Annotated in this window: 11 protein-coding genes; 2 read left to right on the top strand and 9 right to left on the bottom strand. The window is 40.8% G+C overall.

Annotated features, from left to right (window positions below; genetic code table 11):
• Positions 1–15: 15 nt before the first annotated feature.
• From PAUR_RS14015 to PAUR_RS14005, 3 genes are all read right to left on the bottom strand, one after another.
• Positions 16–930, bottom strand: coding sequence for a glycoside hydrolase family 16 protein (locus PAUR_RS14015; protein ID WP_225738355.1), 915 nt, complete (start codon positions 928–930; stop codon positions 16–18).
• A 385-nt stretch (positions 931–1,315) separates the two neighbouring features.
• A complete protein-coding gene (locus PAUR_RS14010; protein WP_192508300.1) occupies positions 1,316–2,410 on the bottom strand; it encodes an efflux RND transporter periplasmic adaptor subunit in 1,095 nt (364 codons plus the stop codon).
• 11 nt (positions 2,411–2,421) lie between these two features.
• Positions 2,422–5,544, bottom strand: coding sequence for an efflux RND transporter permease subunit (locus PAUR_RS14005; protein WP_192508299.1), 3,123 nt, complete (start codon positions 5,542–5,544; stop codon positions 2,422–2,424).
• Positions 5,545–5,907: 363 nt separating this feature from the next.
• Between PAUR_RS14005 and PAUR_RS14000 the strand changes: the two genes are divergently transcribed.
• Positions 5,908–6,372, top strand: a complete 465-nt coding sequence (locus PAUR_RS14000; protein ID WP_192508298.1) for a hypothetical protein — start codon at positions 5,908–5,910, stop codon at positions 6,370–6,372.
• Between the two features lie 3 nt (positions 6,373–6,375).
• Here the strand turns inward: PAUR_RS14000 and PAUR_RS13995 are convergent, their stop codons facing one another.
• From PAUR_RS13995 to dinG, 6 genes are all read right to left on the bottom strand, one after another.
• Positions 6,376–7,179 carry an NPP1 family protein gene (locus tag PAUR_RS13995; protein ID WP_192508297.1) on the bottom strand — a complete coding sequence of 268 codons (804 nt, stop codon included), beginning with the start codon at positions 7,177–7,179 and terminating at the stop codon, positions 6,376–6,378.
• 74 nt (positions 7,180–7,253) lie between these two features.
• Positions 7,254–7,415 carry a DUF2496 domain-containing protein gene (locus PAUR_RS13990; RefSeq protein WP_192508296.1) on the bottom strand — a complete coding sequence of 54 codons (162 nt, stop codon included), beginning with the start codon at positions 7,413–7,415 and terminating at the stop codon, positions 7,254–7,256.
• Positions 7,412–7,684 carry a late competence development ComFB family protein gene (locus PAUR_RS13985; protein WP_192508295.1) on the bottom strand — a complete coding sequence of 91 codons (273 nt, stop codon included), beginning with the start codon at positions 7,682–7,684 and terminating at the stop codon, positions 7,412–7,414. The genes PAUR_RS13990 and PAUR_RS13985 overlap by 4 nt, the downstream gene beginning before the upstream one ends.
• 122 nt (positions 7,685–7,806) lie before the next feature.
• Entirely contained in the window at positions 7,807–8,409 is a 603-nt protein-coding gene (locus tag PAUR_RS13980; RefSeq protein WP_192508583.1) for a primosomal replication protein, read from the bottom strand.
• A complete protein-coding gene (locus tag PAUR_RS13975) occupies positions 8,403–9,182 on the bottom strand; it encodes a TSUP family transporter (RefSeq protein WP_192508294.1) in 780 nt (259 codons plus the stop codon). The genes PAUR_RS13980 and PAUR_RS13975 overlap by 7 nt, the downstream gene beginning before the upstream one ends.
• Positions 9,183–9,184: 2 nt before the next feature.
• Positions 9,185–11,254, bottom strand: coding sequence for an ATP-dependent DNA helicase DinG (gene dinG, locus PAUR_RS13970; protein WP_192508293.1), 2,070 nt, complete (start codon positions 11,252–11,254; stop codon positions 9,185–9,187).
• 70 nt (positions 11,255–11,324) lie between these two features.
• Here dinG and PAUR_RS13965 point away from each other — a divergent pair, with 70 nt between their 5' ends.
• Positions 11,325–13,652: a DNA polymerase II gene (locus PAUR_RS13965; RefSeq protein ID WP_192508292.1), complete on the top strand. Its 2,328-nt coding sequence runs from the start codon at positions 11,325–11,327 to the stop codon at positions 13,650–13,652.
• The last annotated feature ends 94 nt before the right edge of the window (positions 13,653–13,746 follow it).

Genomic DNA, 13,746 nt, shown 5'->3' with positions numbered 1-13,746 from the left:
AGGTGACTATACGCACTATAGGCTACAGTAGTCTTTTTGCTTAGGAGACCACTCAGGCACACTGTCATATTGTTCAATACGATTGTTTCTAAATGAAGATATTTGCTGTGTTACTTGATGTGTTGATAGTAGGGTGTCTTTTGCAAAGTAGACCCAATCCACGTCTTGGTAGTATTGACGCATAACTGGATTTTGTACCAGTTGCTCTTGGATAAACCACAAATTGAAATTGATAGACATAGGTACCTCAGGAAATACTTCAGGTCCGTGAGTGGCGAATAACCGACCATTTATGAAGTAGCGTAATGTATTATCTGCCACATGTAGCACGAGTGTGTTCCAACCTTGCAGACTGCGTATACTTGCGTCATGCTGGTTTACTTTTGTCCATGGTGTCAGTTGAAATGTTTCCCATGACGTTGCAAATAAAGCATGGTTCCCTTCTCCCCAGCCCCCATTAGCTAAATATTCAAAGTCCATTTCACTGTAGTTTTTATCCATAGGCGCTACGAGTGGACTAATTGCATAAAAGGTCTCTACTATGCCATCTCCATCTGGCCCATATTGTGGTATGTCGTTAAAGTATACTCGGGCAGCATAGGTACCTTCTCGATATTTTCGCTTGTGACAAACCTGAGTTTGACGGGTATTTACGGATGTACCGTCTGTTTTTGAGGTTAGCCTCATTATAAAGTTAGTATGATCCAAAGGGTGTGGATGGAAGGTGACACCTTCTTTCCACCATGTCGCACCTTTAACACCAGGGTGGCCTTTTTCGGTTCTAACCATCCAACCATTTTCTTTCGCTTGGGTAAAATTGGCGTAATTAAAGTCGTCGAACATTACGTGTGAATATGATTGCTCAACACCCAGTACGTGAGAGAGAGGCGCTAAGCATAGAATGCTAATAAACATCATTTTTCTGTGCATGACTGAATACCTTGTGGTCAATATTGTTTTCGGGTTTTCAGTTGTAGTTATGTTTGTTATGGGTTGCGAATTAAATTACATTAAATTTACATTTTTTAGGAATTAAAATTTTTTAAATATATGTATATTAATGTTTTTATTTTAGGTCTTTTTGATTTAGGTGTTATTTACACATAAGGAAAGCGCACACTCAAAAGGAAAACATTTTGATTAGGTAGGTGCATTACCAGAAAAATGACTATTGAAGTGAGTGTGGGGAAGCGCGAGAAGTTGCTCTGATAATGTTGATGGTTGGTATGATGGAACTTAGAAGAAAAATGAGTAAGGTACACCTAAGTAAACCTTACTCATTGGGCTAGTAACTTTAATTGTGGAATAGTGAGTGCTATGCGCTTGGCACCATTTGTACTTCAACTTCTTGACCCGTTTTTAATCGCTCAGCACCTCGAACAGCTACATTATCACCGATGGATAATGAACCTTGGCTGATAGGCGTGATGGCAACAAGCGTGCCTTGCCCTTTGCCAACAGTCACTGGGATTTTATGCGCGGTGTTTTTATCATCAATTTTAACTATGTGTACGCCTTCTTTACGTAAAATAAGGGCATCTCTATTGATTAACCAAGTTGTACTGTTAGTTTTGAGGGGGACTGAAACGTCGACTAGTTGGCCGGCAGCCCACAGTTGTGCTGTGTTTCGTGTGAGCGTTGCGCGAACTTCAAATGACTGTGAACGAGGATCGGTTGTTGGAATTATACTGGTAATGATAGCCGTGCTGGCCTGTGGGTTATCTAAGTTACCTGCTGTAAAAGGCAGTGATTCGCCTTTCTTTATATAGCTAAGGTACTTAACAGGGATGTACATTCTAATTTCTAAATTGGTAATATCTGTTAGTTGAAGTAACTCATCGGCACGATTAATATCTTTTCCAGAACGCATATAGCGGGCACTGATCACGCCAGAAAATGGCGCAACCAATGTCGCTCGATGTAATTTATCTGCAATGACTTTTAATGCAATGTTCGCAAGTGCAATATCTGACTGAGCTAAATCATGTTTATTTTGAACTAAATCAACTTGGCTTGCAGCTGCACTACTAGACTGAGCGAGCTTTTTGAGGCGGCTGAGCTCTTGTTTATGGAATCGCAAGTTGATTTTCGCTCGGGTCAACATTTCTTGCTGCCTAGCTTGTTCAAACTCTAATGGGAGCGTATCTATTCTGGCGAGCACCTCGCCTTTTTGAACAGTTGTTCCTGGTTCAATTACATGTGTAACTAGACCATCAATACCGGCCGTTAATTTAACATCTTGTTTGCCATGCAAAGTGCCATGAAGTGCAAGTTGACTGGTTAATGGCGCCTGTTTAATACTTTCGACTGCGACAGGAACGGCAGCATAAACACCATTGCACATCATTCCTGCGGCTAAGAGGACGAACTTACTAAAACATGTCAGTTTTAACACTACTTTTTGGTACATAACGCGTCCCTTTATTGATTCGCAACGAGATTAACAATTGAAGCTTTGTTTTTAATAATGTGTGTTTCTTTTGGTTTCTTTTGCTGGCCAAGTAATAATAAACTGGGCATTAATATCAAGGTGAATAAGGCACTAATAGCCATTCCACCGACAATAACAGTGGCGAGACCTCGATAAATTTCAGATCCGACACCAGGCACAAGCATCAAAGGCAGCATGCCAAACAAGCTGGTCAATGTACTTAAATAGACCGGTCTGGCTCTGAGTAATATAGCTTGTCGAACTGCGTCTTTACGTACTATGCCTTGCTGTTCTGCAGTACGGGTTTGGTCTACAAGCAAAATGGCGTTGTTGACGACTAACCCAAGCAAGATAATAAAGCCTATCATAGTGAGTAGGTCTAGGGACTGGAAAGTAAATAGGTTCAGTATATATAACGCAAGCACACCACCTGCAATCGCAAGAGGCATCACCAAAAGTACCAATAAGCTGTCTTTTGCAGATTTAAACAATGCAGTCATTAGTAAAAAGAGGATGAATAGTGCCAACATAAAGTTGAGAGTCATCTCTTCGATAGCTGAGTTCATCTTCTGTGCATTGCCAGCCAATATGACACTGGTATTTTTTGGAATATTTGCTCTGACTGTCGGCATAACCTTCTCAGCTAAAATACTTTGGGCTTCTTGCAAACTCATATTTTCTGGAGGAGTAACAACAACCGACACGGTACGCTTACCGTTAACTCTTCGCAGTTGACTCGGGCCGACAGTACGCTCTATAACTGCTAATTCACCTAAAGTTTGTATTCCTGAGGAAGGAGTTACGATTGGTAGTGCTTTCAGTTCCTCGGGGGTTGACCATGGATGAGCTCTCAAAATAACGTTCATACGCTCATTCCCGTTGAAGTATTCATTAATGAATAGTCCCCCCGTAAATGCCTGCACAGCTTGAGCGACATCATTTCGAGTAAGTCCAGCTTGCGTTATTCTACGATCATTGGGGTGTAGCCTAAGCTCAGGCTCTGCCATATCAAGGCTTGGTTGAGGTTGCGCTGTTGCATTTGGAAATGCCTCTTTTACGGTTTCTAAAGTGACTCTTGCACCCGCTATGAGTTCATCCATATTAGGGCCTGTTAAATCTATATTGATAGCTCGGCCATCACCGCCATTGGAGACACTGATCATTGAACCTCGAAATAGAAATACTTGGGTATCAGGCAGATCATGAAATATCTCTTTTTTGGCAACCTCCATTAACTCTTCAACACGTGTGGGGTCATCGGAATAGATGAATCCACCGGCATTGGCTCCAAAAATATAAAAGTTGTAATCTTTTATTTTGGGGAGTTTTTCGCCATCATGGTAAGGCTTAATACGTTGCTTGACCCGCTTTGCTAACTCTTCTTCCATAAAGCCGATATTGCCACCAGGCGGTGTATTCAAAGAATAAAAGAAGCCATCGGTTGGTGCGCGTGGCATAAAATCTGTTTGTGGCAATAAAGTGAAAGTAATGAACATTGAACCACCGAGTAACCCAGCCACCCAAGCAATTTGTTTTGTTTTCGTATTGGTTATTGTTGTAATAAAGGCGGTTAAATTGTGCCAATATTTCTTATATGGATCGGCGGTTGGCGTTTTATCTGGCCAAAAGTGATTCGCAATTGGGATCAGAGTCAATGCGCAGACCAATGATGTAATGACCGCAATTGACAGTGTTAGGGCAAGATCTGAGAAAAGCTGACCTTCGATACCAGCCATAAACATGATGGGTAAAAAAATAGCCACGCTTGTCGCTGTCGAGGCAAATAAGGCACCAGCGACTTGTGTGGCACCAATCAGAGCAGATTTCTTTTGGTGTTTACTGTCACTCGATAGACGTGAGATGTTTTCTTGGACAATAATTGCAGCGTCAAGCACTAACCCGACAGCGAAAGCTAAGCCTGCAAGTGAGATCACATTGAGGCTACGTTCGAAAAGATGAAGGGTGAAGAAGGCAACCATTAACGACACAGGAATAGTTGCAGCGATTATAAGTGTGGTTTTTATACCTCTAAAAAAGAGCCACAATATCCCGCAAGCAAGCAAAACCCCTAACCCTAGATTACTTTTGACCAGCGCTAAGGCGTTACGTATATGTACTGAAGAATCAAAACTAAGCTCAATAGCTAGGCCTGCTTCTTTTAATACTCCGCTGTTCAATTCACTTATTGCTTGGTTGATTTCATCAAGTACAGCCACTGTGTTTGCGTCATTATTTCTTGAAACAGTGATGTAATAAGCTGGTTTTCCATTTCTTAATGTCATTGAACGTCTGTCTGTAACGGTATCTTCAACAGTCGCTATGTCTTTTAGGTAAATTGCTCGGTCATCTGAATAGCCAACGCGCATCTGGCTAAGCGTATCGACATTGTATTTACCTGTAAATCGTACTGTATATTGCCGTCTCCCAACATCGGCGATGCCGCCTGAGGTATCTGTGGATGTTGAAATAGTGCGTCGAATAGAGGCTAAATCAATCCCTAGAGAAGCGGCTTTGTATGGATCAAATGTCACTCGTAGCTCACGAGCGCGTTCACTGGCCATGTTTACATGTGATATGCCTGGAATTCGCGCTAATCTTGGCTCAATAAAATCTTCAATTTGTTTTTGGTATTGCGCCATATCGAGTGTTTCAGAGTCATAATTTAGGGGAACCACGAGTAAACTTGCTGCTGTTGGCCCACCAGAGCCTGGTCCACCACCGCCACCCGCTGTTACAACTGGATCAATCGCATCTAACGGGAGTGGAGGTACCTGATTGAGACTCGTTAGTACGTCTAGCATTGCTTGTTGCATATTGGCATCGACAGCAAAGGTCAGAGTAATTGTGCCATTACCTTGATTGATTTGTGTATTAACTTCTAATGCTCCCGGGGTGTTCTTCACTGCGTTTTCAATTGGCTCTATGATCATGGACTCAATCTCTTCGGGTGCTGCTTGTCGCCAGCCAGAAAAGATAGAGATTTGAGGTTGCACAATCTCAGGAGTGAGTTGTAGAGGGAGTTTAAAAATACTGATAGTACCGAATAGTATAATTAGTACCAGTATCACTAATACACTCGCTGGGTTTTTTAGCGAACTGCGTGTTAAGTTCATAGCCATTTCCATTTCTCGACGACAGGGGAAGTATTAAACAAAACAAGGCGGCTTGCTAGTGTGAAAATAAGCAAGTAGCAGAGAATACGTTATCCATCGTAATTTATAGTTGCTCTAGCCCACATACGTTACGCTTTGTAACAATTTAATCGTCTTATCTGTTGTGCTTTTATTGTAATTAAAGCATTTAAAGTCATGCAGGTAATCAAATGTAATCTAATGATTATAAAATGTTTGGTAACTCGAAATCTAGTGGTCCTCTTTTTAAAATATAAAGAGGAGCAAGAGAAGGTATTTTCTAGTTTAACATTACCTTGTACCCTTAGGCTTAACTGACGTTAAAGTACTAATAAAGGAATAGTTATGTTTATTGCATTAAAGTGGGATCATCAAATTGGCGCACATTTTGTTTCATGGTTAGTTGTTGAGTGTTCATCTGTCACTGAAAAGTTTGGGTTACCTCAAGCTTTGCCGCCTAGGAGAGACGTGGCTTATTTTGTTGATGCCAAAACCGCTGAGCAAGATGCAAAAGCGTTTGCTATTTATAAGAATAGTGCGAAAGGGGAAGGAAAGCAGGATTATCACTATTCAGCTTATTTATCGGCACACCATGGTTACAGTCATTATGAGTGGGATCATTCGTATTTCTCAGGGTTCATTAAGCATGCAGTACTGTATTGGGAGGATGGTACACATATAAAACCTAGCCCTGTAAGAGATGATGTTGCTTATTTTATATGCCCAGATAATTCAGAATTAGACAGCCGATTTTTTGCTCAATATAAAGTAAGGCAGTACTCGATAGAGGAGATGGCGCCCCCTCTTTGAAGTTTAATTTAAGTCTGATTGCGCAAAATCGGGATAGTGTGCGGGTTTAAACTTATTTAAGTTAGTTAGAAAGCGACTATCTTTAATGGGCAGCGTTGCTGAGCCATAGTCAAAACGATTTAATCTTTCCCTAAAGGCTGCATTATTGAGACCATCGCTTTGTATTTCATACCAGCTTACAATAGTGGGTGTAACAAATCGGTTATATTCATTTTCTGCATACTCGGTGCTTTTCGCAAAACGCAATGCATGTGTGAGTATTCCGTCTTTATGATAGACGATTTTTAGGTGACCGTTTTCAAAAGGCAATTCACTTGCTATTTTTGTAACGAGTTTGCCATGTGCACTATAGCTACCATGCGTTACAATAGAGTCATGTGTCCATATAGCCGCATACTCCCAATCATGGCGATGGCCACCACCGAAAAACGGAAAAATTTGGTCTTTTTTGAAGTACAGGGCGTAAAAGTGGCCGCAAAACTTCCCGTTGACAGTTTCATGACAAGCGTATCGATGGAAGGTATTTGACGTGTTAAGAAATGATAGCGCTCGGCAGTTTGTGCCGAGTCCTTGAGAGGTTTTTAGGCCAGTATTTTGAATCCCTTCGTTGCTTATTCCAGAGCTAGGTAAGCAACCGTCAGTGTCAAAATCAAAAACGGGCTCGGTATTATTGATAACATAGTCTTCAGGAAGAGCCTCTGCTAGAGCTACGAAGTCGTTTGCAATTGAGATTGGGCTTATAAGAAAGGCTAAAGGGAATAAAAAAAACATATTCGTTAAGGTATGTGGTTTTAGTAGTGTTGTCATTTTATATACTCGTAAAATGACGATTATAATCTCGCTTTATTACAGCAAGATAAAATCTATATTATTGCCAACCATTACTTTGTTGAAGTATTTTTTAGTTTGTTCTGGTAATCAGCTTTGACCAGTTCAAGTGCAGCAAGTACTTCAGTTTCAGGTAAATCATGTTGCTCTAACAACATAATTAAATCGATGGCAAGTTTTATATGTGAGGGGGCTGATTCTAGTGAGCTGCTCATTCTGGCGTAGCTCTTTTTTTGGCAACTTGGCTCATTGCGACATCGATAGCGATATTGACACGCTTTTCCATTTGAATTCGTTCATGCTGAGGTAAATAAAATGCCATGTCAACATCGTAGCGTATATAACGCGCTGGGAGTTGATTTAGAATTGTACAACAAAAGTCAGCCATCACTTCATCGTTATACTGTGTACTCAGACCTCGTTCAATCAGCAGGTCTAGCATAATTTTTTCATAATAATTATGCACGTCGTCATGTAGTTTCATTATGTTTTCCTACTGTAATTGATATAGATAAGTTTATACTAAAATAAGGTGCTTATCGACCTAGACAATAAAAACCTAGGTAACAAAGTGTAGAGCAGAGATGGGGAACTGATTTGATGAATTTAGCGGTTTTGTTGTTTTTCTGCAAACTGGATTTTTTCTTCGGTCGCTGAAATTGCTTTTCGACATCGCCCAAGCCTGCCGTGCAATGTCAAAATTTCTTGATTCAGTGCGCTTGATTGCGCGCTTGTTGCATTATTTAACTGGACTTTGCGCAATTCAATCATTTCTACAAGTCTGCGTTCGAACTCATGGTTTTGAGAGAGCTCTTGATACAAGTCATGAGAGCTTTGTACAATTTTTTTTACTGCACTACGGTAAACTTTCTTTTTCTTTGGATAGGAGATTTTATTTTCTTTAGCCCATACTGATGTTGATTTTAATACCTTTAATATCGCTTCAATTTGTGTAGTCACTTTACGCAGTGCAAAAGCATAAACGTGCCTTTTTTCTGCGGGGGGAAGGTGTTCAACCACCGATTTTATTTCATTGACATAGTCGATTAGTTGTAGGCTTTTTGTGGTAAATACAGTGCGGTCAAATAAACTCGGCTGCGATTGAATATAGCGATTCTTTGCAAACCATTTGGCATTATCGAATTGCTGAGCTTGTATCGCTAAATGCTCAATTTGGTTATGTAATCTCTGTAATGCTGTGTTCATGATAAATAGGCTTCAACAATGAGCTTAGCTGCAAGGATTATCACTATGGTATTGAAAAGTGGCTTTATCAGTTTGCTGCCAAACTTAATCGCTGAATGCGCGCCTATCCATGCGCCAAGCATAAGAAACATTCCCATAGTGACACCGAGTATAAAGTTGACGTGTCCAAGTGCGACAAATGTAATGAGCGAAATAAAATTAGATACGAAGTTCATTGAACGGGCTAAGCCACAATTGAGCAATAAACTCATTTTATAAAGAAGGCTATTAGAAGCCGTCCAAAAAGTGCCGGCTCCGGGCCCTGCCAAGCCATCGAAAAAGCCTAACGATAAACCTTGGAGCCATTGCTTGATTTTTAACACATTACTTTTTACTGGTAGCGTGTGTGCTTCGGTTGGGCTCAATTTACCAAACAAACTATAGCAGGCAACTATGATGATGATAATGGGTAATAACTTATTTAAAAAGTCAGTACTTAATTTATCAACTAACAAGGTACCAAGTATTGACCCAATGGCAGTTGCAAGCACAGAGGCAGCCCAAAATCGAGGGTTAAATAATTGTTTTTTATAATAGGTTACGCTTGCAGTGATGGAGCCAAAACTGGCTGCTAGTTTATTGGTTCCTAGCGTTAAGTGAGGCGGCAGCCCTGCAGTGAGTAATGCCGGAACGGTCAGCATTCCACCGCCGCCAGCAACAGCATCAATAAACCCAGCGGCAAGGGCAACCAGACATAATAACCCCCATGTCATTGGGTCTAGGGCAAGTTCAAACATGATTAATCAATTTGTCTCTTAAATGGTGGGAGAGTATCTAACATGGCTTTACCATATCGCTTAGAGACTAAACGCCTATCGAGCACTGTGATACGGCCAAAGTCCGATTCTTTTCGAAGCAGTCTACCACAGCTTTGTACTAATTTCTTGGCTGCATCGGGAACCGTAATGGTTAGGAATGGATTCCCGCCATTGCTTTGGACAAATTCGGCTTGAGCCTCCTCAATTGGGGAGGTAGGTACTGCGAATGGGATCTTAGTTATAACTAAATTTTCTAAATATTTACCAGGGAGATCGAGTCCTTCGGATAAACTTTGGGTGCCAAATAAAATGCTGCCTTTGCCGGCATCAATTCTTTGTCGGTGCGTTTTCAACAAACTGTCTCTAGACTGCTCCCCTTGAACAAGGACTTGCCAATTATTAGCCCGTATAAGTTTCACGACATGGTCCATTTGCCAGTACGAAGCAAACAATACAAGGTTGGCTTTTGTGTTGTCGAGGTATGTAGGGAGTATATCAGCCAAGTAGTCACTAAATGCTTTGTCAGTAGGTTCTTTGGTTGTTGCCGGTAAATGAAGGGTTGCCTGTTTGGGATAATCAAACGGAGATGTAGCACGAATATATTTTACGCCAGGCTCGTTACGTAACCCACTTTCTTTCGCGAAGTGATCAAATGTACCAAGTGCACTGAGTGTTGCGGAGCAAAGTATGGCACCGGCACATTCTTGCCAAAGTTTATCTTTTAAGTAGTACCCAACTTCAATAGGGCAATCACACAGTAAGTGGTCATGGTGATGTTTGTATTCTAGCCGTTTAATCCAGCGTGCATGCGGTACACTTTCTCCTTTACTTGCATAACTAAACCAAAGTTTATTTAACTGCTCTAAACGATTTATATAAAGACCGCTCTCAGCGAGTAAAGGGTCAGCTAAGTAAGGTTTAACATCTCCATCACTGACATCTACAGTCAGTGCATCGTGCATTTTAGATAGCGAACGAAGCGCATCTAAAGTGGCATCACTAATATCTTTGGCTTTACTGGTTAATGACTCGGGGACTACGCCATGCTCAAATCGAAAAGTATCATCGTCATTATAGGTAAAGTCAGCATTATCTAAGATATCTCGGACTGAACGTAAATCTTTATTGGCATCATTTGCGGCATCATTGAGTTTAAAATTTTGTCCTATTGCTTTTTGGGACACGATAACATTGGCCATTTTACCACTGAATTTAAGCAGTTTATCTAGCCAGTCAATTGTGCCTTTAATTGTTGCAGCTGCAGAAGAGAAATCTCGGGTAATGTGTGGTAAGTGGTGTGCTTCATCAATAACGTAAAATGACTCAGCAGGTTCAGGTAAGATCTTTCCACCTCCGAGTTCCAAATCGGCAAGCAATAATGCATGATTAACTATTAACACATTCATTTGCGCCATTTTTTGCCGAGCAAGATGAAATGGACACAGATGGTGAGATTTCATCTGTCGCTGGCAGGCGTGTTTATCGCACGCAATCAAGTTCCACACTTTATCCGGTATAGTGTCAGCCCAACTATCTCTATCTCCTTGCCACTGTTTATTTTGATATGCCTTTTGAAGGTCATGTAAACATCGCTGTTCCATGTCCGAAAGTGGGGAAGAGAGCGTCGGCACTATAGACATTTGCACTGTATCTTCACTGAGTGCAGCATTGAGTTTTTGAACACATACATATCGTTGTCGACCTTTTACAAGGTCAAACTTAAACTCGAGGCCCGAGTGTTCTTTGAAAAAAGGTAACTCTTTGTCGATTAATTGTTCTTGCAACGCGACTGTAGCCGTAGAAATGATCAAAGTCTTTTTCTTGGCAAGCGCAAGTGGCAATGCACCTAAGCAATAAGCGAGCGATTTTCCCGTCCCTGTACCAGCTTCAATGACGCAGATTCTTTGCGTTTTATGATATTCACCGGCGAGTGTTTTAGCAACTTCAGCAACTAGGTAGTTTTGACTCGAACGAGGTCGATAACCGTCTAAGTTGTCGGCTATGTGTTTATGGGTTTGCCGAATCGTTTTTTTCAAAGCGTCTGAAAGCATGTTAATCGCCTAAATTCATATATATGTATATAATTACAGTATCGAGAGCTATTTTAGATGGGGAACTGGTTTGACACAAGCGGTCTACCCGGGATTTATATTATCACGCCAACAGGTTAATCATAAAGGTCAACTTAATCTGTGCTTTTGGCTGAAAACTGAACAAGGCGTGTTTAGAGCCATAGTTGAAGCACAAACTCCGGTGTTTTTTATTCGCCAAAGTGAAGTTGAAAAAGTCACACACATTTTACAAGCTCGAAAAATACATACAGATATCCGGGATGTGAAGTTAAAGCATTTTGATGGCGAAGTGGTCTGTGCGTGTTATTTCACGACGGCCAAGAGGCTGTTTGATGCGAAACGCGTGTTAAAAGGCCAGTGTGCGTTATATGAGGATGATATCCGGCATCACGACCGCTATTTAATGGAACGATTTATTAAAGGTGGTGTGTGGGTTACTGGCAATTATGTTCAAAAGCTAGGATATGTGCAAATAAATGACGCTCGGTTAAAAGCGTATCCAGACTACACACCTCAATTGTCAGTGCTGTCGTTGGACATTGAATGTAGCGGTGAAGGAATATTGTTTTCCGTAGGGCTAGCAAGCAGTGAAACTCAGTGCGTTATTATGATCGGAGCGCCTCAAGAGGGTGATGAATACATCATTTGGGTCGCTGATGAGATTGAGCTGCTATACACCTTAATGTCAAAAATAAAAGAGCTAGACCCAGATGTATTCATTGGCTGGAATGTCATTGAGTTTGATTTCGTGGTGCTTGCAGAAAGAGCGCTAGCGCTGGGTATTGATTTGATATTAGGAAGAGATGATGAAGCTATTTATGTGTATCGAGGTAATTATGTTCGAATACTCATCAGCGGAAGAGTGGTCATTGATGGTATTGATACTTTAAAAAATGCAACGTATCACTTTGAAAGCTTCAGCCTCGCTAATGTCTCTAAGCATGTACTTGGAAAAAGTAAGCTATTAGAGCAAGATAATCGGCTAGAAGAGATTATTCGCCAATTCAATGAAGATAAGCTGAGCTTAGCTGCCTATAACCTGCAAGATTGCCAATTAGTACTGGCCATTTTTAGTAAATTGAAGTTGTTAGATTTTGCAATTGCTCGTACGAGATTAACCGGGCTGGAATTAGAACGTATGGGGGGATCTGTTGCGGCATTTACCAATTTGTACTTACCGCTGCTACATCGCAGTGGTTATATCGCGCCAAATTTGGGGGAACACGGACTGAGTTTTGACAGCCCTGGTGGGTATGTTATGGAATCTAACCCTGGCTTATATCGTAATGTTATTGTACTTGATTATAAGAGCTTATACCCATCTATCATTCGCACATTTTTAGTTGACCCGTTAGCACTTATTACTGGGTTAAGAGCGCCTGCTGATGCTATTACAGGTTTTAATGGCGGTGTCTTTTCACGAGTTCATCATCATCTCCCCGAGCTCGTTGCTCGGCTTCTACACGCTCGCCAGGAAGCTAAGTTAACCTCAGACCCCATGTTGTCGCAAGCGATAAAAATAATTATGAATAGTTTATATGGCGTATTGGGCTCGACAGGTTGTCGGTTTTATGACCCGAGACTTTCAAGCTCAATTACTTTGCGAGGACATGAAATTATGATGCAAACAAAGGCTTGGATAGAAGCTGAGGGTTATGAAGTTATTTATGGAGATACAGATTCTACATTTGTCTGCCTTCCAGAAAGTTGGAATGTCAAAAAGTGCAATGATACTGGCTTAATACTGATGAATTTAATTAATGAACGCTGGAGAGAATATTGTGATGTGACGTTGCAGCTTCAGAGTTATTTAGAAATTGAATTTGAGACGCATTATAGTCCGTTTTTCTTACCCACAATACGTGGGGATAAAAAGGGGTCAAAAAAGCGTTACGTGGGACAAGTATTGGATAAAGGACATCACAAATTGGTGTTTAAGGGCATGGAGTCAGTGAGAAGCGATTGGACTAAAATTGCGAGAAACTATCAGGAAGAATTATTCGAGGCGTTATTTAGAGAACAAGATTTGTTTGAAATAACGGAACAATACATAAATAACATCCGTCAGGGTAAAGTGGATGGTTTATTGTTATATTCGAAACGGTTGGGGCGGGAGGTTGAAATGTACACAAAAAATGTCCCTCCACACGTAAAGGCAGCTCGAAATCATATGATGAAAAACCCTTCAATAAAGTATCGAAAAGGCCAGCTGGTGGCCTATACCATTACATTTGATGGACCTCGTGTAGATGCGGTTCGAAGTGAGATTGATTACGAACATTATATAGAAAAGCAGATTTTTCCCATTTTGACGATGTTACCTAACTATGAAAATGTTTTTTTTAAGTTAACGGGGCAGAAGGGTTTTTCTTTTTAATATCATTGGTTTGTTACGTGAAAGTTGATTTATTGTTTGTTTTGGGTAATTGACATTAATTCAATAATTAGTGTTGACGCTTACGTCACTGCTT

Source organism: Pseudoalteromonas aurantia 208 (assembly GCF_014858725.1).
GTDB lineage: Bacteria > Pseudomonadota > Gammaproteobacteria > Enterobacterales > Alteromonadaceae > Pseudoalteromonas > Pseudoalteromonas aurantia.
Note: the sequence above shows the minus strand (reverse complement) of the source record. Positions and strands in the feature narration are given on the sequence as shown.

Bases quoted from the DNA above. Each gene is read 5' to 3' on its own strand.
- PAUR_RS14015 (WP_225738355.1), bottom strand. From the start codon at position 930: ATGCACAGAAAAATGATGTTTATTAGCATTCTATGCTTAGCGCCTCTC.
- PAUR_RS14010 (WP_192508300.1), bottom strand. From the start codon at position 2,410: ATGTACCAAAAAGTAGTGTTAAAACTGACATGTTTTAGTAAGTTCGTC.
- PAUR_RS14005 (WP_192508299.1), bottom strand. From the start codon at position 5,544: ATGAACTTAACACGCAGTTCGCTAAAAAACCCAGCGAGTGTATTAGTG.
- PAUR_RS14000 (WP_192508298.1), top strand. From the start codon at position 5,908: ATGTTTATTGCATTAAAGTGGGATCATCAAATTGGCGCACATTTTGTT.
- PAUR_RS13995 (WP_192508297.1), bottom strand. From the start codon at position 7,179: ATGACAACACTACTAAAACCACATACCTTAACGAATATGTTTTTTTTA.
- PAUR_RS13990 (WP_192508296.1), bottom strand. From the start codon at position 7,415: ATGAGCAGCTCACTAGAATCAGCCCCCTCACATATAAAACTTGCCATC.
- PAUR_RS13985 (WP_192508295.1), bottom strand. From the start codon at position 7,684: ATGAAACTACATGACGACGTGCATAATTATTATGAAAAAATTATGCTA.
- PAUR_RS13975 (WP_192508294.1), bottom strand. From the start codon at position 9,182: ATGTTTGAACTTGCCCTAGACCCAATGACATGGGGGTTATTATGTCTG.
- dinG (WP_192508293.1), bottom strand. From the start codon at position 11,254: ATGCTTTCAGACGCTTTGAAAAAAACGATTCGGCAAACCCATAAACAC.